The sequence below is a fragment of the Neorhizobium petrolearium genome (assembly GCF_029854435.1).
In the GTDB taxonomy this organism is placed as follows: domain Bacteria; phylum Pseudomonadota; class Alphaproteobacteria; order Rhizobiales; family Rhizobiaceae; genus Neorhizobium; species Neorhizobium petrolearium.
In genome coordinates, this window is the sequence record NZ_CP123000.1 from 4,145,211 (window position 1) to 4,170,000 (window position 24,790).

General features: G+C 59.6%; 21 protein-coding genes, 1 tRNA gene, 2 rRNA genes and 2 pseudogenes (1 of these 26 running past the window's edge). 12 read left to right on the forward strand and 14 right to left on the reverse strand.

Going from position 1 to position 24,790, the window contains the following annotated elements; all coding sequences use genetic code 11:
* The first annotated feature begins 76 nt into the window (after window positions 1-76).
* From QEO92_RS20165 to QEO92_RS20190, 6 genes are all read left to right on the forward strand, one after another.
* Entirely contained in the window at window positions 77-1,060 is a 984-nt protein-coding gene (locus QEO92_RS20165) for an oxidoreductase (protein WP_051336481.1), read from the forward strand.
* A gap of 2 nt (window positions 1,061-1,062) precedes the next feature.
* The gene (locus QEO92_RS20170) at window positions 1,063-1,701 is read left to right on the forward strand and encodes a DedA family protein (RefSeq protein ID WP_227704214.1); all 639 of its coding nucleotides are present in this window, start codon (window positions 1,063-1,065) and stop codon (window positions 1,699-1,701) included.
* Complete coding sequence (locus QEO92_RS20175) at window positions 1,698-2,420, forward strand: class I SAM-dependent methyltransferase (protein WP_084606396.1); 723 nt, start codon at window positions 1,698-1,700, stop codon at window positions 2,418-2,420. Before QEO92_RS20170 ends, QEO92_RS20175 begins: the two co-directional genes overlap by 4 nt.
* A 125-nt stretch (window positions 2,421-2,545) precedes the next feature.
* Window positions 2,546-3,169 (forward strand): (2Fe-2S)-binding protein, encoded by a 624-nt coding sequence (locus QEO92_RS20180; protein ID WP_227704215.1) that lies wholly within the window; start codon window positions 2,546-2,548, stop codon window positions 3,167-3,169.
* Window positions 3,170-3,172: 3 nt separating this feature from the next.
* Window positions 3,173-4,174, forward strand: a complete 1,002-nt coding sequence (locus tag QEO92_RS20185; protein ID WP_227704216.1) for an FAD binding domain-containing protein — start codon at window positions 3,173-3,175, stop codon at window positions 4,172-4,174.
* Window positions 4,171-6,351: a xanthine dehydrogenase family protein molybdopterin-binding subunit gene (locus QEO92_RS20190; RefSeq protein WP_227704217.1), complete on the forward strand. Its 2,181-nt coding sequence runs from the start codon at window positions 4,171-4,173 to the stop codon at window positions 6,349-6,351. The genes QEO92_RS20185 and QEO92_RS20190 overlap by 4 nt, the downstream gene beginning before the upstream one ends.
* A gap of 134 nt (window positions 6,352-6,485) precedes the next feature.
* Here the strand turns inward: QEO92_RS20190 and QEO92_RS20195 are convergent, their stop codons facing one another.
* Window positions 6,486-6,851 carry a DUF1330 domain-containing protein gene (locus QEO92_RS20195; protein ID WP_027508861.1) on the reverse strand — a complete coding sequence of 122 codons (366 nt, stop codon included), beginning with the start codon at window positions 6,849-6,851 and terminating at the stop codon, window positions 6,486-6,488.
* A 114-nt stretch (window positions 6,852-6,965) separates the two neighbouring features.
* Here QEO92_RS20195 and QEO92_RS20200 point away from each other — a divergent pair, with 114 nt between their 5' ends.
* Window positions 6,966-7,904, forward strand: coding sequence for an AraC family transcriptional regulator (locus tag QEO92_RS20200; protein WP_027508860.1), 939 nt, complete (start codon window positions 6,966-6,968; stop codon window positions 7,902-7,904).
* A gap of 64 nt (window positions 7,905-7,968) precedes the next feature.
* On the opposite strand, the gene QEO92_RS20205 is transcribed toward QEO92_RS20200, so the two are convergent.
* Window positions 7,969-8,634 (reverse strand): TetR/AcrR family transcriptional regulator, encoded by a 666-nt coding sequence (locus tag QEO92_RS20205; protein ID WP_227704218.1) that lies wholly within the window; start codon window positions 8,632-8,634, stop codon window positions 7,969-7,971.
* Between the two features lie 82 nt (window positions 8,635-8,716).
* Between QEO92_RS20205 and QEO92_RS20210 the strand changes: the two genes are divergently transcribed.
* Window positions 8,717-9,454 (forward strand): SDR family NAD(P)-dependent oxidoreductase, encoded by a 738-nt coding sequence (locus QEO92_RS20210; protein WP_027508858.1) that lies wholly within the window; start codon window positions 8,717-8,719, stop codon window positions 9,452-9,454.
* A gap of 96 nt (window positions 9,455-9,550) precedes the next feature.
* On the opposite strand, the gene QEO92_RS20215 is transcribed toward QEO92_RS20210, so the two are convergent.
* The 3 genes from QEO92_RS20215 to QEO92_RS20225 are packed head-to-tail and all read right to left on the reverse strand — an operon-like array spanning window position 9,551 to window position 12,280.
* Window positions 9,551-10,135, reverse strand: a complete 585-nt coding sequence (locus QEO92_RS20215) for a dioxygenase family protein (RefSeq protein WP_227704219.1) — start codon at window positions 10,133-10,135, stop codon at window positions 9,551-9,553.
* Window positions 10,136-10,176: 41 nt separating this feature from the next.
* Window positions 10,177-11,262, reverse strand: a complete 1,086-nt coding sequence (locus QEO92_RS20220; protein ID WP_027508856.1) for an aldo/keto reductase — start codon at window positions 11,260-11,262, stop codon at window positions 10,177-10,179.
* 25 nt (window positions 11,263-11,287) lie between these two features.
* Window positions 11,288-12,280, reverse strand: a complete 993-nt coding sequence (locus QEO92_RS20225; RefSeq protein WP_227704220.1) for an MBL fold metallo-hydrolase — start codon at window positions 12,278-12,280, stop codon at window positions 11,288-11,290.
* 169 nt (window positions 12,281-12,449) lie between these two features.
* Here QEO92_RS20225 and QEO92_RS20230 point away from each other — a divergent pair, with 169 nt between their 5' ends.
* The gene (locus QEO92_RS20230) at window positions 12,450-13,355 is read left to right on the forward strand and encodes a LysR family transcriptional regulator (protein ID WP_227704221.1); all 906 of its coding nucleotides are present in this window, start codon (window positions 12,450-12,452) and stop codon (window positions 13,353-13,355) included.
* Between the two features lie 17 nt (window positions 13,356-13,372).
* On the opposite strand, the pseudogene QEO92_RS20235 reads toward QEO92_RS20230, so the two are convergent.
* From QEO92_RS20235 to QEO92_RS20245, 3 genes and pseudogenes are all read right to left on the reverse strand, one after another.
* Window positions 13,373-14,352 (reverse strand): annotated as a pseudogene (locus QEO92_RS20235) (MBL fold metallo-hydrolase).
* Window positions 14,353-14,454: 102 nt separating this feature from the next.
* Window positions 14,455-14,949, reverse strand: coding sequence for a lipocalin-like domain-containing protein (locus QEO92_RS20240; RefSeq protein WP_027508852.1), 495 nt, complete (start codon window positions 14,947-14,949; stop codon window positions 14,455-14,457).
* Between the two features lie 52 nt (window positions 14,950-15,001).
* A complete protein-coding gene (locus tag QEO92_RS20245) occupies window positions 15,002-15,835 on the reverse strand; it encodes an SDR family oxidoreductase (protein WP_227704223.1) in 834 nt (277 codons plus the stop codon).
* 95 nt (window positions 15,836-15,930) lie between these two features.
* Here QEO92_RS20245 and QEO92_RS20250 point away from each other — a divergent pair, with 95 nt between their 5' ends.
* Window positions 15,931-16,830, forward strand: a complete 900-nt coding sequence (locus QEO92_RS20250) for a LysR family transcriptional regulator (protein ID WP_227704224.1) — start codon at window positions 15,931-15,933, stop codon at window positions 16,828-16,830.
* 104 nt (window positions 16,831-16,934) lie between these two features.
* Here the strand turns inward: QEO92_RS20250 and QEO92_RS20255 are convergent, their stop codons facing one another.
* Window positions 16,935-17,261, reverse strand: a complete 327-nt coding sequence (locus tag QEO92_RS20255; RefSeq protein ID WP_027508850.1) for an Atu4866 domain-containing protein — start codon at window positions 17,259-17,261, stop codon at window positions 16,935-16,937.
* 63 nt (window positions 17,262-17,324) lie between these two features.
* Here QEO92_RS20255 and QEO92_RS20260 point away from each other — a divergent pair.
* Both QEO92_RS20260 and QEO92_RS20265 read left to right on the forward strand, forming a co-directional pair.
* Window positions 17,325-17,723: pseudogene (locus QEO92_RS20260) on the forward strand (ATP-binding protein); the annotation flags it as partial.
* Between the two features lie 35 nt (window positions 17,724-17,758).
* Window positions 17,759-19,231 (forward strand): recombinase family protein, encoded by a 1,473-nt coding sequence (locus tag QEO92_RS20265; RefSeq protein WP_227704225.1) that lies wholly within the window; start codon window positions 17,759-17,761, stop codon window positions 19,229-19,231.
* Window positions 19,232-19,320: 89 nt separating this feature from the next.
* On the opposite strand, the gene istB is transcribed toward QEO92_RS20265, so the two are convergent.
* The 5 genes from istB to QEO92_RS20290 form a co-directional block, all read right to left on the reverse strand.
* Window positions 19,321-20,097, reverse strand: a complete 777-nt coding sequence (istB, locus tag QEO92_RS20270; protein ID WP_227704226.1) for an IS21-like element helper ATPase IstB — start codon at window positions 20,095-20,097, stop codon at window positions 19,321-19,323.
* Window positions 20,098-20,115: 18 nt separating this feature from the next.
* The gene (gene istA / locus QEO92_RS20275) at window positions 20,116-21,669 is read right to left on the reverse strand and encodes an IS21 family transposase (RefSeq protein ID WP_227704227.1); all 1,554 of its coding nucleotides are present in this window, start codon (window positions 21,667-21,669) and stop codon (window positions 20,116-20,118) included.
* 315 nt (window positions 21,670-21,984) lie between these two features.
* Window positions 21,985-22,061 (reverse strand) — tRNA-Met (locus QEO92_RS20280).
* A 263-nt stretch (window positions 22,062-22,324) separates the two neighbouring features.
* Window positions 22,325-22,439, reverse strand: a 5S ribosomal RNA gene (gene rrf / locus QEO92_RS20285).
* A gap of 226 nt (window positions 22,440-22,665) precedes the next feature.
* Window positions 22,666-24,790 (reverse strand): 23S ribosomal RNA (locus tag QEO92_RS20290); it runs 825 nt beyond the window's last position.

The window sequence follows — 24,790 nt, forward strand, 5'->3', positions numbered from 1 at the left end:
TTGTCCGCCGGAGACGCCTGCCCCCCGTTGCAACTCCGGCGGGCGAACCTTTTACCAGTCAACGAAGGAAAGCATCATGTCTAAACCTTGGACGCTGGACGATATGCCGTCTCAGCAAGGCCGCACGATCCTTGTCACCGGAACCGGTGGCCTTGGTTTCGAGGACGCTCTCGCATTTGCCAGAGCCGGCGGCGAAGTGATCCTCGCAGGGCGCAATCCGGCCAAGGGCGCCGATGCAGTTCGGCAGATAAGCGAGATCGTGCAGTGCGCGGCCGTCACGTTCGAGCAAGTCGATCTCGGCAACCTCGATTCGATCGAGGCGCTGGCCGAGCGGCTGAAAGGCCGTCGCGATCATCTTGATGTGCTCATCAACAATGCGGGGGTCATGACGCCTCCGGTGCGCAAGACGACTGACGACGGCTTTGAATTGCAGTTCGGTACCAATTACCTCGGTCACTTTGTCCTGACCGCCCGCCTATTGCCGCTTCTGCTGCGGGCACAAGAGCCGAGGGTGGTGACGCTGTCCAGCATTGCGGCAAGACGCAGCAATGTGGCGATCGACTTTGACGATCTGCAGGCGGCGCGGAGCTACAAGCCCATGCCTGTCTACAGCCAGTCCAAACTTGCCTGCCTGATGTTCGCACTCGAACTTCAGCGGCGCAGCGAGAAGGCCGGTTGGGGAATAACCTCCATCGCAGCCCATCCTGGCATTTCGCGGACGGACCTGCTGCACAACGCACCGGGTCGCCACAGCGCGCAAGGCCTTCTTCGCTCGCTGCTGTGGTTCTTGTTTCAGCCCGCGTCCCAAGGGGCACTGCCGACCCTGTTTGCCGCCACATCTCCGGATGCCCGCGGTGGCAGGTATTATGGTCCTAATCGGCTGAGCGAAACCCGCGGCCATCCTACCGAGGCGCAAATCCCGCCACAGGCGATGGAGCTCCGTGTCGCCAAGAGACTTTGGGATATCTCGGAACAGATGGCTGGCATCGCGTATGAGGACCAAGCGGCAACGGTGGCTGATCAGGTTTCTGGCGCGCAGCTTCTCAGACAAGAGGGCTAAGAATGGACCCGCTCGCAGATCTCGTCGACTGGATAGCGCTCTATGGCATTCTTGGCCTTTTCTCTATCGGGCTTGCAGAGCGATTTGTTCCGGTCCTTCCGTCGTACGGCGTTCTCGTTGCCATCGGTATTGCCGCCAACAACGATGTCTGGTCGATCCACACAGCCGTCCTCGCCACGACCATGGGGAGTTTCGTGGGCGCACTGACACTCTATGCCCTTGTTCTTGCCTTCGGGAAGCAGAGGTCTGCCTCGATGTTGTACGCAGCCGGCACATGGGTCGGACTTTCACGGCAGCGTATCGACCTCACAATCTCGTCCCTGCGTGGCCGGGAGCAATCAATCGCCGTTACGTCACAGCTCATCCCTACCGTCCGTCTTGTTTCACCTTTGGCTGCGGGGCTAATGGGAACAGGCATCATGAAGTTCGCTTCCGGCTTGGCCGTCGGCATCGTCTCGTGGAATGGACTATTCATCGGTGCCGGTTACCTGGCTGTGACGTTACTTCCGGGGATCAATGCGTCGGTGCTTGCTCTGAAAACCCTACTGGTTCTAATCGCAGTGGAAGCGGTCAGCGCCTTGGTATTCCGGTTGCATCTCCGGTACGCCAAGCGCCTTGGTCGAGCAGGAAATGCGCGATGACGAGCAAAACGACCGACGCGCTCCTGTTCTTTCGCGCTTGGCTTTCTGCGCCTCTGCAGGTTGCCTCGGTCACGCCCTCAGGGCGGGCGCTCTCATCACTCATGACCGCTGGAATCTCTGCGGATAGCGGGCCCGTGATTGAACTTGGTCCGGGAACGGGGGTTTTCACCGAAGCTCTGCTTGATCGGGGTGTTCCCGAATCGGATCTCATTCTTGTCGAATACGGCGCGGATTTCGCCCGCCAACTCGCGATGCGCTTCCCGGCAGCGAGAACCCTTCAGATGGACGCCTCGCAACTCCGCAAGATCGAACTTCAGACCTCGGCCCCGATTGGCGCCGTCCTGAGCGGTCTGCCTCTTCTATCGATGCCAACTCGGAAAGTGATCGCCATTCTCGAAGGTGCCTTTTTGCATCTTCGTCATGACGGAGCATTTTATCAGTTCACCTACGGTCCGCGATGCCCGATCCCGAGACCCCTGCTTGATCGGCTTGGCTTGAAGGCGACATTTGTCGGTGGGACACTTGCGAACGTTCCGCCCGCAGCAGTCTATCGTGTGAGCCGGCGAAGACCGCGCGCGCCACTCGGTCGGACGTATGACGTGCCCTTGAGCTTGAGTCCGCATACCTTCCTTTCGTCAGACCTGGACCGATCAGCAGCCTCTGCCGAGACCAGAAATGTCGCTTCCTTCGCGTCGCATTCCATTGCGAAGGAGAGCTAACCAGATTGTGCAGCATCTATCGCCTAATCCTCCCGGTCGGATTGCCCTACCTTGAGAGAGGTTGTGCAGCTTCGGGAGAGTGATCCCGAACAAACGCGGTTGCAACACTCAGGAGGCCAGAACCGATGTCGGACCCGCAAGAAACGCAATTCTTAAACCTCACTCGGCGGCAAGTACTGGAAGCCGGAACGGTCGTCTCGATCTCCGGAGCAATATCGGCTGCGACGGCGCAGGAGCAAATACAAGGGGCGCCTTCTGCTCTTTCAGAGAATGGGATCACGGCTCAAATAGCTTGCCGGATCAACGCGCAGCCAGTCGCACTTGAGATCGATGCGCGCGCATCCTTGCTGGACATGTTGCGCGAGCGATTGGGTCTGGTCGGTGCGAAGAAGGGGTGCGACCACGGTCAATGCGGAGCCTGCACAGTCCACGTGGATGGGCGCAGGGTCGCTTCCTGTCTTACCCTCGCCGCAAAAGTCGATGGCCGCGACGTCACGACGATCGAAGGTATCGCAGGTGCTGACGGTCTACACCCCATGCAACAAGCTTTCATCGACCACGACGCATTGCAATGTGGCTACTGTACGCCCGGTCAGATCATGGCGGCCATCGCCTGCGTGAAGGAAGGCCATGCGTCTACGCCTGAAGACATCAGGGAATACATGAGCGGTAATATCTGTCGATGCGGAGCCTACGTCGGCATTGTCGCTGCGATCGAGCAGGCAGCTCCCCAGATTGAGCGAGGCTGAGCCATGAGGTCATTATCATATGTCCGCCCCAGCAACATCGGGGAAGCAATCGAAGCATTCGCTGTGGCTGGTGAAGGAGCCCGTTATATCGCCGGTGGCACGACCCTATACGACCTGATGAAGCTTGGCGTCGAACGCCCCGCTCACCTGATCGACATCGCCTCCCTCGAAGGATCTGACCGTATCGATACAAGCGGTGAGGTCCTGTTCTTCGGCGCCGGAGCGCTTATGGCGGATGTCGCCGAAAATGAGGTTGTGCGTCGTGACTATCCGGTTTTGGCAGAGAGCCTTTCGAAAGCCGCTTCTCAACAGCTTCGCAACATGGCGACCGTCGGCGGCAATCTGCTGCAGCGAACACGGTGTCCATATTTCCGGAACGGGGCAATCGGCGCCTATCCCTGTAACAAGCGGGCGCCGGGTTCGGGATGCGCGGCGATCGGTGGGCTTGATCGCGGTCAGGCCGTGCTCGGCATCAGTGATGCTTGCACGGCCGTATCACCCGGTGACTGGCCGGTTGCGCTGACGGCGATGGACGCATGGATCGAGCTTCATGGGCCGGACGGAGCACGTTCGATCCCCATCGCGGAGTTCTACCTGTTGCCTGGCGAAACGCCCCATAGGGAGTTCTCGATTGTGGCCGGCGAGATCGTGACCGGGATCTCTGTTCCGAAAACAGAGGCCGGCCGGCGCTCGACCTACCTCAAAGTGCGCGACCGCGAATCCTATGCCTTTGCCCTGGCCTCGGCCGCGGTTGCACTTGCGATGGAAGGCGATCGGGTACGACAGGCGCATATCGCTATAGGCGGCGTCGCCACCCGGCCGTGGCGATCCCATGAGGCAGAGGCCGTTTTGAGCGGACGCGCGATCGACAGGCAGAGTGCATTGGCTGCCGGCAGGGCCGCGTTCGCCAATGCGCAAGCCGGCGCACACAACGCTTTCAAGATCGAACTCGGCGCCCGCACCCTTGCCGACGCCATCATGACCGCCGGAGGAAAAACGCAATGACGCAGGAAAGAACCGCAGACCGTCCCCGGGTCGACGCCTACGAAAAAGTGTCGGGTCGGGCAATCTACGCGGCAGATCAGCCGATTCCCGGTCTGCTACATGCGATGATGGTACCAGCGACGATCGTCACGGGGCGTATCGAGGCAATCGACCTGACTGCCGCGATGACTGTGCAAGGCGTCGTTCGCGTCTTCACGCATGAAGATTTCTCGCAGATCAAGACCACGCTTGCCGCTCGCGGTGCCTATGGTCAGCCCGGCAAGGGCCATCAGCCGATGACGAGCCCGGTCGTGCGCCACCGAGGCGAACCGGTCGCCCTGGTGGTCGCCGAAACGTTGGAGGCCGCCGTCGAAGGCGCGGAAGCCATCAAGGTTCGCTACGCCGAGGACGCGTTCAGCGCCCGCATGGAGGATGACCTTGCCAGTCCGGAACCGGAGCCCGATCGCCAGTTGTCCTCCGGTGATGCGGAGGCAGCCTTTGCTGCTGCAGATCATCATATTGACGTCGAGTATCTACATCCCCAGCAGCATCACAATCCGATAGAGCTGATCTCCACGACGGCCGCATTCGAGGATGGTGAACTCAGAATCTATGAGGGCACTCAGGCGGCTTCGGCTTTTGCCGGCGGTCTTGCGGGCATGATGGGGATGGAGCCGACACGGCTGCGCGGCGTGAGCCCCTATACAGGCGGTGGCTTCGGCCAGAAGAACGGCATCCAGGAGCAGAGCGTGCTTGTCGCAAGCGCCGCGGCGATGCTGCGCCGTCCCGTCAAGCTCGTGATGCCCCGCAGCCAATTGTTCCATACGGCATCCTATCGCCCAAGAAGTCTTCACCGGGTCCGGCTTGGCGCAGATGGACAAGGCCGTCTGCTGGCCGGGCTCTATGAAACGGTCCAGCAGAACAGCCGGTATGATGGATTTGCTTGTGACCACGGGGCCAATCCTCCGCGCATGTATGGCTATGGCGCCTGGCGGGGAAGTGATCGTATCGTCCGGGTTGATACCCAGACCCCCGGCCATCAGCGTGCTCCGCACGAGCATCCCTCGAGCTTTGCCACCGAATGCGCGATGGATGAGCTTGCCGAGGCTGTCGGAATGGACCCCGTTGAACTCCGCCTTGCCAACGATGCTGAAAGTGATCCGATCACGGGCAAGCCCTTCTCATCCCGTTATCTCGCGGACTGTTTGAGACGTGGGGCGGAATTGTTCGACTGGAACCGGCGGATGCGTGAACCGGGCGCTTTGGTTTCGGACAATGGCGACCTCATCGGCCTGGGCGTTGCATGTGGGAGTTACAAGGCATCGATGACGGCCTCTGTGACAACGCTTCGTCTCTTCGCGAGCGGCAGATGCGAGATCGCAACCTCCGGCCACGAAATGGGACAAGGCATCCGCAGCGTCATAGCAGCAGAGCTCATGGATGTTCTCGGCATCGATCCAGAGAAACTCGACATCCGCATCGGCGACACCGGACATGCGCCCCAGCATATAACCGCCGGCTCGTGGGGAACAGGGAGCACTGCGCCAGCTGCGCGAGGCGCTGCTTTGCGACTGCGCGAAGAGCTAAGTCGGCTGATCGGCAACCCATTGTCGCAAGAACCGGTGCATGTCCAGCTCGCCCGAACCCGCCGCCCATTTCTGGAGGTCGCGGTCGATACGATCCCGCTGGGCAAGGACGGACAAGTGATCGAGCAGTTGCGCAGAGGCATTCCGTCCACAACCGGGCCGGAATATCCCGACTTCATGGCGTTCAGCTGGATAGCCCATTTTGCGGAAGTTCACGTGGAGACGTCGACCGGGCGTGCGCGCGTCAGACGCGTCGTCAGTGTTGCCGACTGTGGACGGGTCATGAACCGTCGCACGGCGGAAAGCCAGGTCAGGGGTGGTGTGATATGGGGCGTTGGCGCGGCACTTCGCGAGGTCGGTGAAACGGACCCTCGCTTCGGCGGCGTGCTCAACAACGACCTTGCCGAATACGTCGTGCCGGTCAATGCCGACATCGGTGCGATTGAGGTCGATTTCATCGACCAGCCAGATTTCAAGCTCAATATTTCTGGTGTCAAAGGTCTCGGCGAGGTGGCGATGGTCGGTGCAACAGCGGCTGTGGTCAATGCTGTCTATAACGCGACGGGCAGACGGATACGACATCTGCCAATCCGCATCGAAGATCTGCTGTAGGTCTCGGTGATTAAGTATCCGAAATAGGGAAAGGACATTTCAATGTCCTTTCCCTTACAAAATCCAGCGTTGGTTAAAGGCGACGACCGTGCGACTTTACGGAAAACCTTCCCATATGCGCCGTGCGTTCGCCTCTAGAGCTGAATAGTGCTGATAGGCTGCAGCACCGCTTCTTCCAGAGCAGACATCCGAATCGGATCGGCCACGGCGTAGGCAGGATCGGCAATCATGTTCGCGAAGGCTGACCGATTCGGATAGCGCACCAGCGCCACCGCATCCCAGGATTGACCGGGTTCGGCGCAAAGCGCAGTCGCGCCATCGCCGGCGAAAATGATTTCTGCTCCATACCGGCTTACGATCGGCCCTGCCATGGTGAGGTATTCCAGGTAGCGCTGCCTGCCGCCATCAACTTTGAACCGAAGCAGGTTCAGCATCACGACAGGCTGATCGTCATCGTCGGCAAGGAAACGCTCTATATCGGCGGGGGTGACTTTGATCATCGTTGCACTCCAGTTAAATAGGCTCAGGCCTCGTGAAATTCCCCCGCAAATTATGCTGAGTTTTTCGAACCCTCCATAACGCCGACCCCAGGATAGTTTATCGACCGTACAGAAATGGATCCTTTTCTTGATCTCATCCGGCTCCTCCACCCCAGAGCTGCTCTGTTGGGTCGCGGCATCGATGCCACTGGTGATTGGGGCATAACCTTTCCAGCGCTGGGAGACCTGTTGTTTCTCTGGTTAGAAGACGGCACTTGCCAGTTGATACGACCTGGTTGCGATCCGCTGCCGCTGAACAAGGGCGACTTCGTGCTGCTGCGGACAACGCTTTCCTTCACGCTGACCTCAAATAGGGACGTAGAGCCATTGGACAGCGTCGCGGCAGTGGCCGCCAAACAGCCGGGACGGTTGAGACTGGGCTTCGGTCAGGAAAGACCGATTTCTCTTCACATGGGCAAATTCCTGTTCTCGACCGCCAACGAGGATCTCTTGACGGGGCTTCTTCCGCCCCTCGTTCAGGTTCCCTCTCACTCGCCCAAACTCCACCGGCTTCACAACCTACTCACGCTGATGGAATCCGAAGGCCGCGACCCTGGACCGGCCGGCGAGTTCATCATCGCCCGTCTCGTTGAGTTGGCGCTGGTCGAAATTCTCAGGATGCCTGCTTCGCGCCTTCCGGGACAGACTACCGATCCCGCCAAGCGCGGCCTTCTCGCCGGCCTTCGAGACCCGGTTGCTGGCAAGGCAATTCGTGCCATGCACGCAGATGTTGGGCAAGAATGGACGGTCGATTCGCTGGCGAGGCTTTGCGGTGTCTCGCGCTCGACCTTCGCCACGCGCTTTCATGCCGTCGTCGGGGTCAGTCCGATCTCCTACCTCTTGCGGTGGCGGATAGCGCTTGCCAAGGAGGCGCTCGGGTCTGGAACGGCAAGGATAGAGGAAGTCGCCTTTTCCATTGGCTATAAGTCGGGGAGCGCTTTCAGCACCGCCTTTTCACGCGCTGTCGGCTGTTCGCCGAGGCAGTTCGCTGAAAACTCGGCCCGCTACGCATAACTGCAAAGGCACGTGAAGCCGAATCCGCTCCTATCCAACTACCGCACGGATCAAGCCAAGTCCTTCATGCATAATCGACAACGCTGGCGACATGGTCCCAGCCGGATATCGCAATCTCTGCCACGGCCTGAAGTTCGGCACGATCGGCTCCATCGCGAGCGCGGATCGCCATCCCGCTTTGGACGGTCTGTATGAACCTTGCCAGTTTGGTGGTGTCTGTCGTGGCCATGAGGTCGCCATCGCTGATCGCCCTATCGAAACGCGCCTTCAGAAGATCGAAACCGCCTGCACGTGTCGCACGCATGAGGTCGCCCAGTTCGGAATGCCCTTCGCTACAGACGGACGCAAGAGTCGCCATGCATCCGTGCGGCAGATCGCAATCTCCACCGGTCATGGCGACCGCCGAATCCTGAAGAAATACCAGCGCCGCCTCTCTCGCGGTCGAAGCCTTCCTGAAGCGTGTCCAGACCAAGCCTTCGTAGGTTGTGTAATAATATTTGAGCGCCTCCGCATAGAGCGCATCCTTCGAGCCAAAGGCCGCATAAAGGCTTTTGGTCCCGATCCCCATCGTCTCGGTCAGATCAGCGATCGAAGTCGCCTCGTAACCCTTGATCCAGAAGAGTCTGGTCGCGGCGGCGAGTGCGGCAACACGGTCGAATTCCCGCGGTCGCCCCCGCAAACGCGGGGTTGGCTCTGTATGGCCGGCATAGGTCGAAACATCATTTTGCATCGACCACTGCATAAATGCGTTGACGGCAATTTGCAATGCCGCTAGCTATTTATGCATCGATCACTGCATAAAGGAATTAAAGATGGAATTGCTTGGAAAGCGTGCCCTGGTGAATGGCGGCTCCCGAGGTATAGGAGCCGCGATCGCGATTGCGCTCGCCGAGAAGGGCGCGGATGTCGCGTTCACCTATCAGCGCTCAGCAGACAGGGCTGCATCGGTGGTTCAGACTATCGAGGAAAAAGGACGGCGCGGGCTTGCCATTCAGGCCGACAGCGCCGACCCGGACGCCATCCATCGCGCCGTCGGCCAGACGGTCGACACCCTTGGAGGACTTGATATCCTCGTCAACAGCGCGGCCATCGGAACCGCCGGCATGACTGCGGATCTGGCGCTCGCCGACCTGCAGGCCATGCTTGACGTCAACGTTCGCGCGCCCGTCCTTTTCGCACAGGCGGCGATCCCGCATCTGTCATCCGGAGGCAGGATCATCTCGATCGGCTCCGCGCTTGCGGAGCGTGTTCCATTCCCAGGGGTGACGGCCTACGCCATGTCGAAGTCGGCACTTCTGTCGTTCACACGAGGCCTTTCGCGTGAACTTGGCCCTCAAGGTATTACGGTGAACCTCGTTCTGCCGGGATCGACCGATACGGAGATGAACCCTGCCAATGGCGAGAACGCCGATCATCAGCGGAGCCTCACGTCGCTCGGCCGTTTTGGCGAGCCACGCGAAGTCGCTAGCGCCGTCGCATTTCTGGCAGGTCCAGGTGCGAATCTGATTACGGGTGCGGTTCTCAGTGTGGATGCAGGCTTCAACGCGTGATTTTGGCCTCGCATCGTCCGGACGCCGTGTTTTACGGCGTCCGGCTTCCAACTCGTAGCGTGACTGAATCCTGCCCTTTCCGGCAGCTTTCCTTCGTTACGTCACGAAATCAAACCGTCCGAACCTTCCGTCATCGGTTTGCCTGATGTCGAGGAGCAGCGCCTCGTCAAACAACCTGTCTCCGGCATTTCCGGGCTCTCCGGGGAAATAGAGCTGGGTGGTGAGAACGCGCCTACCCGGACGCTGGACCTTGAAATGAAAATGGCGCGTTCGGCCGGGATCAAGCGCGGGTACGATGGTGTTGAACCACCACCGCCCCTGCGTGTCGGTGAACTGGTGTCCGCGCAGGCGGAACCCCACGCTGTCATAGTCGCCTTTCTCATCGGCTTGCCAGACCTCGACGAGGCTGCCGGCTAAAGGCCGGCAGCGATTGTCGAAGACGAAGCCGGCGACGGTTATTCGCTCGCCTCCGGGTGCATCCGGATAGAGATCCCGGTTGAGCGGTGAGTTCGGCCTGAAGAAGGGACCGGCTTCCCGTTCCAGGGTCGGTTCGTCTCCATCGTCACATGCGGGGGTGAGCGGCAGCTCGGGAGCGGCCTGCGCAAACGCCCTCGTTCTTGCAGCCTCAATGAGAGGCAGCGTCAGAAAGACAGTCAGAAGCGAGCGTCTGGTGGAGGACAAGACCGGTCTCCCAGTGTAATGGCGGGTTAATCGGCGCGCCGTTAAGGCTGCAGGCGTTGCGCGGCGTTAGCCTGCGCCTCCCGGATAAGACCGGCATACATATTCTCCTTGCCGGGATACCACGGCATCGTGCCGATGGACCCAAAGCCGGGAATCGTTTCCATATGTGCGACCATGCGGGCACGCATCCGCTCATCGGGAAGCGGGCCCTTCATCGCCTGGACATTGTCGCTCATGTGGTCGGGGTTGGACGTGCCGCAGAGTACGCTCGTGACGGCAGGATGCGCCATGACCCATTTCAGGAAGAACTGCGCCCAACTCGTCGCTCCGAACTCGGCTGCAAAACCGGGAAGCTCATGGCCCTCGACCACCTTCATCAGGCGGGCCTTTTCGAGCGGCAGATTGATCAGCACGCCGACGCCCTTGTCGGCCGCAGCGGGAAGAAGACGGCGTTCGGCGTCGCGGTTGAAGATCGAGTAGTTCGTCTGGATGAAGTCGACATCATCGCGTTGGACGATCGCCAGGAGCTGGTCCTGCGCCGCCGACTCGTGGTGGGTCACGCCGACATGGCGTATGAGGCCTTCCTTCTTCCAGGCCTTCATGAGCGGGACGACGACCGGCGCATTGGTAATGCTGTGGCATTGCATGAGATTGATCGTGTCGCGCCATGTGCGCATGCGCGATTGGCAGAAGCTTTCCATCGCGTGGCTTTCGTCGCCGAGATACTCTCCCGTTGACCAGACCTTGTTGGCGAGGAATATCTCGTCCGAACCGTCGAACTCTCCCATGAATTGGCCGACGCTGACCTCGGCCGAGCCGTAAAGCGGCGACGTGTCGACCACACGGCCGCCTGCGGCGACGTACCGCTCGAAGACCTGACGCAAAGCGTCGCGTCGGTCACCGGGCTTCAGGTCGAAGGTGAGGAAGGTGCCGAGACCCAGCGCCGTGACCCTTTCGCCGGTCCGCGGCAAGGTGCGGGTAAGAACGTCCGGGTTTGATCCAGTTGTTGGCGACGCCACATTCGTTTCCTGGGTTTGCGCCGCAGCTTGGCTGGCAAATGCCAGCCCTGTCGCCGCCGCGCCCATCGTGCCGAGGAAATCGCGCCTGTTGATCTTTGACTGGTCCATGAGAGCTCTCCTGTTTCCTTAATCGTCAAAACTGCCAGTTGGCGGGGACCCAGGCGTAACCGCCGTCGGTTTTCAAGATCCGGCCGAGGCCGGGGAAGGGAAAATGGAAGCCGAGCACGGGGATACGATCGGCGGCCGCCCTGTCAAAGATGCGCCGACGGGAGGCAAGAGCGGTTTCCTTGTCGCGGTCCGGGCCTGGAAGCCACGGCCTGTCGACGTTGACGACGGGGTGATAGGCCAGGTCCGCCGTCAGCAGCAACTGATCGCTTCCGGAATGGACCAGGAAGGTAGCCATGCCCGGCGTGTGTCCGGATGCGACGATCGTCGTCAGGCCCGGCACGATCTCGGCGCCGGCTTCGTAAAGCTCCACATCGTTCATGAACGGCGTGAGGCTGTTCTTGATGTTTGCGGCGAAGCGCAGGCGGAACTCCTCCGGCACCGGCATGTAGGAGAGATCCGGATCGGTGCGGACGAAGAAGTCCCAGTCCGCCTTCGGGACAAAGACCGTGGCGCGGGGAAAGGCCTTGCCGCCATGTGCGGTTCTCAAGTTACCCACGTGATCAGGGTGAGTATGGGAGATAACGATCGCGTCGATGTCCGCTGGCGCGAGGCCCACAGCCGTGAGGTTATCAAAGATCTGGCCGCCGTTCGGGCCCATGGTCTTGCCGGCTCCGGCTTCGATCAGAATGCGCCGGCCGCCGGTTTCGATCAGCAGCGTGTTGAGGTTGAGTGTCATGTGATCGGCCGGAAGAAAAGCCTGCCGCAGGACCTCCTGAAGCTCGGCTTCCGGCGCATCGCTTGCATAGACGCGCGGCGGGCCACCGATCACGCCGTCGCTCAACACTGTCGCGCTGATGTCCCCGACGCGGAAGCGGTAATGCCCGGCATTGCCAGCGGGCGCGGGCGTGGCCTGGGCGTTGGCTGCGCCGGAACCGGCCAGGCCGGGTATGAGCATGCTTGATGCGCCTGCGACGGCGGACAGCATGACAGCGCGTCTGTTGAGGGTGAAGGCATTCATCGGTCTTCCCTTTCGCATTGGGCACGCTCGGCTTCGCTACGCAGGGGCCTAAATGACCCGCAAAGGAACCGGATGGAGCGCGGCGTTGAACTCTACGCCAACCATGACACCGGACGATTGATCTGATAAGCTGCGCTAAGTTTATCAGCTTGATTAGAAATGCTTCTCAATGAACCCTCTTCGTCTGGACAGCTTCGACGTTTTCGTGGCCATCGTGCGTTGCGGCGGTTTCCGCGCGGCAGCGCTTGAGCGAGGGGTCTCTTCATCGGCCTTGAGCCAAACGATGAACGCCCTGGAAGAGGCTCTAGGTATCCGGCTCCTCAATCGAACGACGAGGAGCGTGTTCCCCACGGAGGCAGGCCAGCGCCTTCTTGAACGCCTGGCACCTGCATTGGGCGACATCAGGCTCGCCATCGCCGAGGTCGATGAACTGCGGGACAGCCCATCCGGCACGCTCAGGATCAACGCGCCCGCGCCGGCCGTCGATCATTTTCTCTGTCCGCTGGTGTTCGATTTCTTGGATGCCTATCAAGAGGTGAAAATCGAGATCATCAGCGATGCGGCCGTCATCGATATCGTGGAGCAGGGTTTCGATGCCGGTGTCAGGTTCGGCAAGCAGCTGGCGCAGGACATGATCGCGCTGCCGCTTGGCCCTGCACTTCGCTACGCCATCGTCGCTTCACCGGATTATATCGGAAGGTGGGGACAGCCGCAGACACCGCACGAACTTGTCAATCACGACTGTGTAAGACGTCGGTTCCCAGGCGGCACGCTCGTCACCTGGCAGTTCGACGAGGCGGGCGAAGAGATTGAAGTCACGCCAACGGGCCGATTGACGGTCAGCTCCGCCCATAACGAACTGCAAGCTGCGCTGGCAGGCAGAGGGATTGCCCATGTCTTGGATGACTACGCCAAGCCGCATATCCAAACCGGCCGGCTGGTGGAGCTTCTCACCGACTGGAGCCCCACCTTACCGCACTGGTTTTTATACTACCCCAGCCGCCGCCTCCCGAGCGCCGCCATGCGCGCCTTTCTCGACTACATGCGGAGCTACGACTGGCAGGCCAGGGGATAAATCCGTTTCCGCCGGCGTCAGATCAGGAATTGATAGCTCACCGGCACGAAGCGGAAACCGTATCGAAGGGCTCTACGTAGCCGGCTGAAGGATGAGGCATGTGATAGCCGATAAACGGAATTCTTTCGGCAGCCAGCATGCCGAATATCCTTTTGCGGCTGTTGGCGGCAGCGCCCTTGTCCATGTCGAAAGAAACTTCCCAATCCGGCTTCTGCAGGGAAGCGACGAAATGGTTCGCCGTGTCGCCGGTCAAAAGCAGGCTGCGGCCTGCCGATTCCAGCAGGAACGCCATGTGACCGGGCGTGTGTCCGGCGGCCACCATGCTCGTCACACCCGGCGCAATCGACGCGCCGGCGCTGATGAAAGTCATTTTCCCCCCGAGGGGCAGGACCTTTCTCTGGATGGCCGTCGCATGCACGGCGGCGGGCGTTCCTGCAAAGTCGGTGAAAGCCCAGAAGTCCCATTCCGCTTGGCTGACGACATATCGCGCCTGGCTGAACGCCGGACGGTCGCCCTCCATGAGGCCGTTGATGTGGTCGGCATGCAGATGAGAAATCGCGACGATTGTCACATCGGCCGGCGTATAGCCAGATGCTGTGATACGGCTCGCCAGGTGTCCGGTTCCGAACTCCCTGCCTTCCTGCCCGTTGCCGGTGTCGAAGAGGATGAGTTCGGTGCCTGTGTTCACCAGGACCGGGTTGAATTGCCCGATCATCCGATCCGACGGCAAAAAGTTGGCGTTCATCAAGGATGCGACCTCGTCGGCACTTTGATCGGCACCGAAGGTCGGATGAGGTCCGTCGAATGTCCGCATGCCATCCAGGATGACGGTGATCTCGAACTTGCCCAGCATGAAGCGATGGAAACCGCTGTTGGTGACCTCTGGTCTTGGTGGAGCGGCTGCGAAGGCGGCGCGGGTCATGATTTGAGGCGTTGAAAGCGCCAACGCGGTTACGGCGGCTCCCGCCTTGAACATGGAACGACGATTGAAGAGCATGGCTTTCCTCCTCCGGATGGCTTCCGTCCTTGGTCTTGACCGAAGGACGGAAGCTCGTTAGCGACAGGTCAAGACCGTGTCCGAACCCCCGCCTGCCGGGCCTCATTTCACGCGCTGGAATTCGATCCTGATTCTGGTCCCGTCCGGTCGCCGGAAATTTTCGGTCATACGGTCGCCATCGACGACGAGCGTGAGATCATCACGTGTTCGCACGCTGCCGATCCAGTTCGGGAATGTCGATCCCTCGACACGGTTTCCGCTGAATTCGCCCTTCTCATCAACGGTGTAGGTTCCGAAAAACCCGATGCTGCGCGCCATGGCCGTGCGATTTTCATCGTCCGTTCCCTCACCACGAACATTGGAAGCAAACGGCGGGATCTCGGCGTCGGTCAGAACCTCCACGAAGTGCATGTCGGGCGTGAAGACGAGAAGACCGTTAGGCTTCTCTCCATAGGCGGCGATATTTTTCCCGCCGGGGTCGATCGTCGCCGACATCATGCGCCAGGTGCCTACGATCTGGTTTTCTGTGGCGGTCTGCGCGAAGGCAGACGACGAAATGCTGACGGCGAGCGCCAAAATGGCTGGTCGGATGGACATGGTGTTTCCTTTCCTGTTCATGAGGTCTGTGTTTCCAGGCGCTTGTCGCGGTTCACAGGTCCTGCCGATCGGCGGAATTCGCCACTTCCCGCTGCGCCTCGATAGCGGACAGGCGTGCCGAGAGCGCCTGTGAGATAGAGGAATAGGCCGTGCTGCCCAATGCCAGCCGCAATGGCGGCGTTGCGCTCTCGGCCGCCGATAGGATTGCGGCGGCAGTGCGCGCGGCATCTCCCTTGATTTCGAAGCTTCCATCGCCGATCGCGCGGCGAACAGCGCCGGCGGGGGTGTCCTCATAGGCGCCCATGGGTTCTGCACGGACGAGATTGGCTCCAAAACTCGTGCCAGTCGGCCCCGGTTCGGCGATGATGAAGTCGACACCGAAAGGCGCCACTTCGTGTGCGACGGATTCGACGAAGCCCTCGATGCCCCACTTGGTGGCATGATAGAGGCTGAAGCCCGGATAGGCGATCTGCCCCCCTTCGGACGAGACCTGGACGATCCGCCCCTCGCCTTGTTTTCGCAAAAGGGGCAATGCGGCACGGATCAGATGAATGGATCCCGTCAGGTTGGTGGCAATTTGCCGGTCGATCTCTTCATCAGTGAGCTCTTCCGCAGCACCGAACAGGCCGTAGCCTGCATTGCTGACGACGACGTCTATCCGACCGTGACGCTTGAAGGCGCCTTCGACAGCCGACCTAATGCTCTTGGGCTGGACCAGATCGAGCGCAACGATGTCCAAACGCTCGCCGTAAGTCTGCCGGACTCGCGTCAGTGACCCTGGCTGGCGAACGGTCGCGACGACCGTATGTCCCTGTGCAAGCAATTGCTGCGTCATCTCCAAGCCGAGTCCCGAAGAAGCGCCGGTGATGAACCATGTCTTTGGCATGTGATCTCCTCATCTGTTCATCTCCGAATGTAGACCTGGAGGATTGGTGATATAAGATTGGCAATATGAGATGAGATGGTGAGGATAAATCACGAATGGTGCGCCCCAGCCTGAACGATCTTGCCGCCTTCGCGGCGGTGGCCAGCCACCGGAGCTTCCGCAGAGCGGCCGACGTCATGGGCGTTTCGCGCTCCGCACTCAGCCACTCGATCATCGGGCTCGAAGGAAAATTGGGCGTCCGGCTCTTCAACCGGACGACACGCAGCGTGTCGCTAACCCAGGCCGGTGCGCGCCTGGTCGCGCGGCTCGATCCGGTTCTTCAGGATCTCGACCAGGCGCTCGATACCCTCTCGGAAGAACGCGGCACCCCCAGCGGCACACTGCGGATAAATGCGAACAAGAGCGGCGCCCGTATCCTGCTCCAAACCGTAGTGCCGCGTTTTCTCGATCTTTATCCCGATGTCGAGCTTGATCTGGTTTCGGAAGGCCGGCTTGTCGATATCGTGGAAGAGGGTTTCGATGCGGGCGTCCGACTGTTCGAGGCGGTGCCCCGAGACATGATCGCAGTGAAGTTCGGCGGCGACGTGCGTTTCCTTGCCGTGACAGCGCCGTCCTACCTCGACGGCAAAGCAAGACCGAACACACCAGACGACCTGAATGCGCATTGCTGCATCCGCCAACGTCTACCGAGCGGAAAGCGCTATCGCTGGGAATTTTCCAAACGCGGCGCCGAAGTCGTGATCGACGTGCCGGGCAATCTCACTCTCGATGACAATGATCTTCTCGTGCAGGCGGCGGCGGATGGGCGCGGTATCGCCTATGTGCCCGAATATTTCGCCCGGCCGTTTCTGGCGTCGGGCCAGTTGGTGACGGTACTTGATGAATGGTGTCCGCCGACACCGGGGCTGGCGCTCTACTACCCGCGCAGCCGGCACGTGCCGTCCCCGTTACGGGCCTTCATCGATCTCCTGCGAGAGGTGGACAAGGCACGATGACGGGCGGTGGGGGAATGGCCTCCGCCCTGTCAGATGGCTCGAGGAAGACCTGCGGCACCCATTGCTTCGAACAGTTTCCGCATCGCGGAGGTTTACCCAATGACTCAAGGCGTCGCTGGTTTGCGGCGCAAGATCATGCCCCCATGGTGCAATGTGTCGGCATCGACGAAATCGCCGTTGGCGGTGAAACCCGTGTCGTCCCAGTACTCGATATGCGTGCCCTCGACTTCGTATCGGCCTTCATAGGCTCGCTCGCGCTGGCCACGGGCTTCGACATAGCGTCCGTTCGGCAGAAGTTCGTGACGAACGCGGTTGTCGTCGGTGACCCACATGCCGACGTAGGGATGGTTCGGCTGCAAATTTGTCTCGCGTGCTTCTACGGATTGAATTGAAAGGGTGGCGGCCACGAGTGCTGCAAATGCCGGTCGCATGGTTTGGCTCCATTAAACGATGAAACTGTCGGTCTGGAGAGGTCGCGCATGGATGCGCGGTGGCGGCTGCGCTTCTTCTCGACCATCGAATTGGTCAATGCGCTCGAGCAGGAGAAGGCAAAGGGCAAGGCAGGTCAGATCGCCGAGACGCTGGTCCGTCTCGATCTGCTGATCCTCGATGAGCTCGGATACCTTCCATTCAGTGCCTCAGGCGGAGCGCTTCTCTTCCACCTGTTGAGCAAGCTTTACGAGCGCACCAGCGTCGTCATCACCACCAACCTCAGCTTCAGCGAATGGGCAACCGTCTTCGGCGACGCCAAGATGACCACCGCTCTGCTCGATCGTCTGACCCACCGTTGCCACATCCTGGAAACAGGAAACGACAGCTTCCGCTTCAAGGCCAGCTCGGCCGCAGCAGCACAGAAGAGAGGAGAAAAGGCCAATCTCTTGACCAAAGCCTGATCAGAAAACCATACTCAGAAGTGGCTCACTTCTCGGTGGAAAAACCGGCTCAGTTCCGCGTGGAAACCAACAGGCCTGGCGTTCAGGAACTGATCGCCGACGGCCTCAAGCGCCGGTTCGACCTCATCCTGACGGAGTCGCTGGACCGTCTTTCGCGCGACCAGGAGGACATTGCCGGCTTCTACAAGCGCATGCGCTTTGCCGGCGTCAGCATCGTCACACTTTCTGAGGGGGAAGTCAGCGAGTTGCATATCGGCCTCAAGGGCACGATGGGCGCACTGTACCTGAAGGATCTCGCCGACAAGACGCGCCGCGGCCTGCGCGGCCGGGTCGAGGACGGCAAATCGGGTGGCGGTCTCTGCTATGGCTACGATGTCGTGCGGCAGATCGACTCTTCTGGAGAGGCCAGCCGTGGCGAGCGAGCGATCAATGACGTGGAAGCCAACATCGTTCGCCGGATCTTCGCGGAATATCTCGCCGGCAAATCCTCCCGCACGATCGCGATGATGTTGAACAGCGAAGGTGTACCGGGTCCGCAGGGCAGCGAATGGGGGCCGTCGACCATCCACGGCAATCCGAAACGCGGGACCGGCATCCTCAACAATGAACTCTATGTCGGCAAATTGGTCTGGAACCGCCTCCGGTACCTGAAGGATCCGGACACAGGCAAGCGCGTGTCGCGTCTTAATCCAGAGAGCGACTGGGTCGTCCAGGACGTCCCCGAGCTCCGAATAATCGACCAAAGTATTTGGAAGCTCGTGAAGGAGCGACAGAACCAGCTGACGTTGGAGCCCGGAGCGCGTTCGGGCGACAACATGAGCCTGAACGACCGCCGGCGCCCAAAACACCTGTTCACTGGTCTGGTCAAATGCGGCTGCTGCGGTGGCGGCTATTCGATGATCTCCAAGGACATGCTCGGATGCACCAATGCCCGAACGAAAGGCACTTGCGACAACCGGCTCAACATCCGTCGCGACACGCTGGAAGCGAGCATCCTGAACGGGCTCGACAAGCACCTGATGGAACCGGAACTCTTCAAGGAGTTTTGCGACGAGTTCACACGTGAGGTGAACAAGGCACGCATGGAGGCCCGTGTATCAATCGAAGCCGCCCAAGCCGAACTCAAACGGGTTGAGCGGGAGCATGAGAAGATCCTCGATCTATATCTCAAGGACGCGATGCCAGTGGATCTGCTGAAGGAGCGTAGCGGCAAGCTCGAAGCGCGAAAGAAGGAACTCGCCGGGATTCTCGATGACGCTGACGAACCGCCGCCCCTGCTGCATCCCAACCTTGCAAAATATTACCACGAGGAGATCGCTGCCCTTCACGACCAACTTGGCAATGAGGAGACACGGGGGCGTGCAGCGCAGATGCTGCGCACGCTCGTCGAGCGGATCGAACTGGTGCCGAATGGCGATGAACTCGCGATTGTGCTGCGCGGCGATCTGGCGGCGATCCTGACGTTCGCCTGCGGCAAGAAGAACCCGCAGTTGCGGATTTCGGATTAACGGGACATCGATTCCGGTAAATCCCGGACAGTCGTTTCACTAAATCGCGGACAGTCTGGCGGGATCGACTTTCGTTCGCCTGGTTGATGTCATTGGTTATTGATTTCGGCGTTTTGCGCTTCGGTCAAGAGCGGTCTTGGTTTTTGCTTCCTCATGCTGTCTCCCTCGAGCGCAATTCGATGGGCGTTATGGACGATACGATCGAGGATGGCGTCAGCGATCGTTGGTTCGCCGATCATCTCGTGCCACTGCGCGACGGGAAGCTGGGCAGTGATCAGAGTGGATTTCCGGCGGTAGCGCTCTTCGAAGATTTCCAGGAGATCGAGCCGCTGCTGATCGCTGAGCGCGTGGGTTCCCCAGTCATCAAGGATGAGCAATTGAACACGCGCGAGCTTGTCGACCAATCGGGGAAACCGCCCGTCGAGGCGCGCCAGCGCCAAATCCTCGAAGAGACGGGGCATGCGGACATAGAGAACGGAATAATCGAGGCGGGCCGCCTGCCGTCCGATGGCGCAGGCGAGCCAGGTTTTGCCCGTTCCCGTTTGTCCGGTCAGGATCAAGTGCTCATGGGCTTTGAGCCATTCGCCTTGGGCAAGCGAGAGGAGCTGTCGGCGGTCGAGGCCGCGATGGGCGGCGAAGTCGATATTCTCGATGCAAGCGTCGGGGAAACGCAGTTTGGCGATTGCAAGCCGGTTGGTCAGGCGCTTGTCGCCGCGCACGGCCATCTCCCGATCGAGCATCAGGCCGAGCCATTCATCGCGGTTGAGATCGATGCCCTCAGTTTGATTGGCAAGGTCGCGATATGCTGCCGCCATGCCGGATAGGCCGAGCGCATGCATCTGGTCGAGGGTTGGATGTGTGAGCATGTGAGTATCTTCCTTTCTTCACTGGTAATAGGAGCTGCCGCGGATGTTGCCATGCACCGGGGTGGGCTTGACCGGCTCAACACCAGGCGGGGTCTGATCGAGACCGGATTTGAGGATGGTGCTGACGGAGGAATAGCTGAGCGCATTGATCGTCAGTGCCCGATCGCACGCCGCTTCCAGACGCTCGGGGCCGTACCGGCGCGCAAGCGATAGAACGCCTTGAGCGGCGCGGTATCCTTGCTGAGGATGAGGTCTATCGCGCATCAGCCGCTCGATCAGGATTGCAGCGTTGCGGCCAATCTTTGCAGCTTGCTTGATGAGGCTCGCAGGTGTCGTGTTGGCATAATGCTGATGTGTCTTCGGCATGTGCTCGTTGACGGTGACATGACCGCCCCGCTGCGACGTCCGGCGGTGGCTGGCGACGCGTTGGTGATCATGGAAGATCTCGACGATCCGGCTTGTAAGCCGGACATTGACCTTGCGGCCGATCAGGCGGTGCGGCACGGAATAGAAGGCCTTGTCGACCTCGACATGGTAGTCGGGATGAACCTTTGCCGACTTCCATTCGGAGTATTCGAATGGCGTTGCCGGCAAGGGCGCAAGCGCGTCTTGCTCGATCTCCTCGAAGAGCTGCCGCCGGGATTTGCCAACCCGGCGCATCGGCCGGCTATTGAGATCGTCGAGAAGCTGGCTGATCCGCACGTTGAGATCGACAAGGCTGAAGAAACGGTCGTTTCTCAGCCGCGCCAGGATCCAGCGCTCGACGATGAGAACGCTGCCTTCGACCTTAGCCTTGTCCTTCGGCCGTTTCGGACGGGTCGGCAGGATCGTCGTGTCGTAATGCTCGGCGAATGCCGCAAAAGTGGCGTTGATGGTCGGCTCGAACCACAAGGGCTTGGCAACGCCGGCCTTGAGGTTGTCGCAGACGATGGCTTTCGTCACACCACCGAAGAAACCCAGCGCCCGCTGCTGACCCTCGATCCAGTCCGGCAACCGTTGAGTGAAGCTTGCATAGGCGAAGGTGTACAAGGAGGCTGGCAGAACCGCGACGAAGATCTGCGCCAGCCGGATTTCGCCCGTCACCGGATCGATCACCGGGACGGTTTGGCCGGCGTAGTCGGTCTGCATCGCCGCGCCGGCTGTGTGGCGATTGCGGAAGGTGGCGTTGGCGCGCTGTTCGAAAGCGGCGAACCGCTCGCAGAACCACGTGTATCCGTAACCGTTGGGGTGCCGTTCGCGATATTCCTGCCACAACAGCGTCAGTGTCACGCCCTTCCGCTTCAATTCACTGGCGATCTTGCCCCAGTCGGGTTCGTGCATGTCCTGGGGCGGACGGCCGCGACGATGGAACAGGCGGCGCTGCAGAATGCCATCATCGTCCAGCCCAGGCGGCAACGGCCAGCCTGTCAGCCCGGCCTCACGCGCCCGCAGCAGGTAGGTCGAAATGGTCGTTTTGCTGATCTTCAGCCGTTCCGATATCGCACGAACCGAAAGCCCCTGTTCGTACGTCAGTCGCAATATCGATCGAATGTCCTTCACGTCAGTAAGTCTCGCCTGCTTCCGTCTCGCCATTCATCAGCCCCTCGTTCAAATCGAGGTCCAGAATGGCAAAACGGCGCGTGCGAAAGTCGATCTCTTTATCCCGAAAGACTGTCCGGGATTTACCGGAATCGCTGTCCGCGAATTAGCGGAAATGCTGTCCCGGATTTAGTGAAATTGCTGTCCGGGATTTAATGGAATCCCTGTCCGCGAATTACCGAAACCCGCACCCGCAGTTCCGCGAACAGACGGCAGTCCTTAAGGAACTGATGGGAGAAGCTGCGGTTTCCGGCACCCAGAAACGCAAAAAGCCCCACGGAGGGGGCTCTTTGGGATCGCAGGGATCGTTGGTTGCGGGGGCAGGATTTGAACCTGCGGCCTTCAGGTTATGAGCCTGACGAGCTACCGGGCTGCTCCACCCCGCGCCAAGCGTAAATCCCTTTGGGATTTATCGCGGTGATGTAAGCGCGAAGCGCTTGCATCTTCTGCCTGATCAACTTGGTTTTGCCAAGTTGTTTCATGTGAGGGACGCACCGGTGATATAACGGGACGTTTTCCTCATATTCACATCAGTTCTGCAAAGCAGAAAGGCCGCTTTGCGGGCGGCCCTTGGGATCGGCATGGGCCGTTTGTTTTCGTGATGAGAAGATTGTTTGCTTTGTTTTTTCAGCGGCATTGCCTTTAGCAGACCTGGCAGCGACCTACTCTCCCGCGTCTTGAGACGAAGTACCATTGGCGCAGGGGTGTTTCACGGCCGTGTTCGGAATGGGAACGGGTGCAGCCACCCCGCCATGACCACCAGGTCGGCTAAGGGCAATGCTCCGGCCGTTGAGGCCGGAGATTGTTGAGAAGCTGGATTTTTTGGGAGCGAATAGGGAGTAGCGAATAGCGAATGGTTGTTCGCGTTTGCTTCTCTGTTATCGCTGGATGTGAACACGTCTTTGGCTTGAAGAGCGATCAGGATGCGCGATTTCTATTCGCTACATCCTATTCGCCATTCGCTCATTTTGATGAGCATGGTCAATGAGAACGATCAAGCCGATCGGGCGATTAGTAAGGCTAAGCTTCATGCATTGCTGCACGTCCACACGCCTCCTATCAACGTGGTCGTCTTCCACGGCCCTGATAGGGAATACTCGTTTTCAGGGGGGTTTCCCGCTTAGATGCCTTCAGCGGTTATCCCGTCCATATATAGCTACCCTGCTATGCCCTTGGCAGGACAACAGGTCCACCAGAGATATGTCCATCCCGGTCCTCTCGTACTAGGGACAGATCCTGTCAATATTCCTACACCCACGGCAGATAGGGACCGAACTGTCTCACGACGTTCTGAACCCAGCTCACGTACCGCTTTAATTGGCGAACAGCCAAACCCTTGGGACCTGCTCCAGCCCCAGGATGCGATGAGCCGACATCGAGGTGCCAAACAACCCCGTCGATATGGACTCTTGGGGGTCATCAGCCTGTTATCCCCGGCGTACCTTTTATCCGTTGAGCGATGGCCCTTCCACGCGGGACCACCGGATCACTATGACCGACTTTCGTCTCTGCTCGACTTGTCAGTCTCGCAGTCAGGCGGGCTTATGCCATTGCACTCGACGAGCGATTTCCGACCGCTCTGAGCCCACCATCGCGCGCCTCCGTTACTCTTTCGGAGGCGACCGCCCCAGTCAAACTACCCACCATACACTGTCCCGGACCCGGATGACGGGCCGCGGTTAGACATCCATGACGATAAGGGTGGTATTTCAAGGATGGCTCCACGAAGACTGGCGTCCCCGCTTCAAAGCCTACCACCTATCCTACACATGCCGACACGAATGCCAGTGTAAAGCTATAGTAAAGGTGCACGGGGTCTTTCCGTCTAACCGCAGGAACCCCGCATCTTCACGGGGAATTCAATTTCACTGAGTCGATGTTGGAGACAGCGGGGAAGTCGTTACGCCATTCGTGCAGGTCGGAACTTACCCGACAAGGAATTTCGCTACCTTAGGACCGTTATAGTTACGGCCGCCGTTTACTGGGGCTTCGATTCAGAGCTTGCACCCCTCCTCTTAACCTTCCAGCACCGGGCAGGCGTCAGACCCTATACGTCGTCTTTCGACTTCGCAGAGCCCTGTGTTTTTGATAAACAGTCGCTACCCCCTGGTCTGTGCCACCCCAAAATGGTTGCCCAATCTGGGGTCACGCTTCTTCCGAAGTTACGCGTGCAATTTGCCGAGTTCCTTCAACATCGTTCTCTCAAGCGCCTTGGTATGCTCTACCTGACCACCTGTGTCGGTTTCGGGTACGGTCTATAAGGTGGAGCTGTTTCCTGGAACCGCCCCGCTGCCCACTCAATCCAATAAGAGTGAACAACTTTCGCGATCCGTCACTACCACCAGGCCCACGAATATTAACGTGGTTCCCATCGACTACGCATGTCTGCCTCGTCTTAGGGGCCGGCTAACCCTGCTCAGATTAACTTTAAGCAGGAACCCTTGGTCTTTCGGCGAGAGGGTCTCTCACCCTCTTTATCGTTACTCATGTCAACATTCGCACTTCCGATATCTCCAGCAGCCCTCACGGGTCCGCCTTCACAGACTTACGGAACGCTCCGCTACCCCTATGTCTTCGTTAGAAGATCATAAGCCTCAGCTTCGGTGCATGGCTTTAGCCCCGTTACATTTTCGGCGCAAAGACCCTTGATTAGACCAGTGAGCTGTTACGCTTTCTTTAAATGATGGCTGCTTCTAAGCCAACATCCTGGTTGTTTTGGGATCCTCACATCCTTTCCCACTTAGCCATGACTTGGGGACCTTAGCTGGAGGTCAGGGTTGTTGCCCTCTTCACGACGGACGTTAGCACCCGCCGTGTGTCTGCCGAGTAGTACTCTCAGGTATTCGCAGTTTGGTTAGGATCAGTAAGACGGTGAGTCCCCATAGCCCATCCAGTGCTCTACCCCCTGAGGTATTCGCTCGACGCTCTACCTAAATAGATTTCGCGGAGAACCAGCTATCTCCGAGTTTGATTGGCCTTTCACCCCTAGCCACAAGTCATCCCAATCTATTGCAACAGATGCGGGTTCGGCCCTCCAGTTGGTGTTACCCAACCTTCAGCCTGCTCATGGCTAGATCACTCGGTTTCGGGTCTAATGCAACTAACTTAATCGCCC

Excerpts from the sequence above, each read along its gene's own strand:
- QEO92_RS20185 (WP_227704216.1), top strand. The coding sequence starts at position 3,173 with ATGAGGTCATTATCATATGTCCGCCCCAGCAACATCGGGGAAGCAATC.
- QEO92_RS20205 (WP_227704218.1), bottom strand. The coding sequence starts at position 8,634 with ATGCAAAATGATGTTTCGACCTATGCCGGCCATACAGAGCCAACCCCG.
- QEO92_RS20220 (WP_027508856.1), bottom strand. The coding sequence starts at position 11,262 with ATGGACCAGTCAAAGATCAACAGGCGCGATTTCCTCGGCACGATGGGC.
- QEO92_RS20190 (WP_227704217.1), top strand. The coding sequence starts at position 4,171 with ATGACGCAGGAAAGAACCGCAGACCGTCCCCGGGTCGACGCCTACGAA.
- QEO92_RS20240 (WP_027508852.1), bottom strand. The coding sequence starts at position 14,949 with ATGTCCATCCGACCAGCCATTTTGGCGCTCGCCGTCAGCATTTCGTCG.
- istA (WP_227704227.1), bottom strand. The coding sequence starts at position 21,669 with ATGGCGAGACGGAAGCAGGCGAGACTTACTGACGTGAAGGACATTCGA.
- QEO92_RS20195 (WP_027508861.1), bottom strand. The coding sequence starts at position 6,851 with ATGATCAAAGTCACCCCCGCCGATATAGAGCGTTTCCTTGCCGACGAT.
- QEO92_RS20250 (WP_227704224.1), top strand. The coding sequence starts at position 15,931 with ATGGTGCGCCCCAGCCTGAACGATCTTGCCGCCTTCGCGGCGGTGGCC.
- QEO92_RS20230 (WP_227704221.1), top strand. The coding sequence starts at position 12,450 with ATGAACCCTCTTCGTCTGGACAGCTTCGACGTTTTCGTGGCCATCGTG.
- QEO92_RS20165 (WP_051336481.1), top strand. The coding sequence starts at position 77 with ATGTCTAAACCTTGGACGCTGGACGATATGCCGTCTCAGCAAGGCCGC.
- QEO92_RS20245 (WP_227704223.1), bottom strand. The coding sequence starts at position 15,835 with ATGCCAAAGACATGGTTCATCACCGGCGCTTCTTCGGGACTCGGCTTG.
- QEO92_RS20200 (WP_027508860.1), top strand. The coding sequence starts at position 6,966 with ATGGATCCTTTTCTTGATCTCATCCGGCTCCTCCACCCCAGAGCTGCT.
- QEO92_RS20180 (WP_227704215.1), top strand. The coding sequence starts at position 2,546 with ATGTCGGACCCGCAAGAAACGCAATTCTTAAACCTCACTCGGCGGCAA.
- istB (WP_227704226.1), bottom strand. The coding sequence starts at position 20,097 with ATGCTCACACATCCAACCCTCGACCAGATGCATGCGCTCGGCCTATCC.
- QEO92_RS20170 (WP_227704214.1), top strand. The coding sequence starts at position 1,063 with ATGGACCCGCTCGCAGATCTCGTCGACTGGATAGCGCTCTATGGCATT.
- QEO92_RS20255 (WP_027508850.1), bottom strand. The coding sequence starts at position 17,261 with ATGCGACCGGCATTTGCAGCACTCGTGGCCGCCACCCTTTCAATTCAA.
- QEO92_RS20175 (WP_084606396.1), top strand. The coding sequence starts at position 1,698 with ATGACGAGCAAAACGACCGACGCGCTCCTGTTCTTTCGCGCTTGGCTT.
- QEO92_RS20210 (WP_027508858.1), top strand. The coding sequence starts at position 8,717 with ATGGAATTGCTTGGAAAGCGTGCCCTGGTGAATGGCGGCTCCCGAGGT.
- QEO92_RS20225 (WP_227704220.1), bottom strand. The coding sequence starts at position 12,280 with ATGAATGCCTTCACCCTCAACAGACGCGCTGTCATGCTGTCCGCCGTC.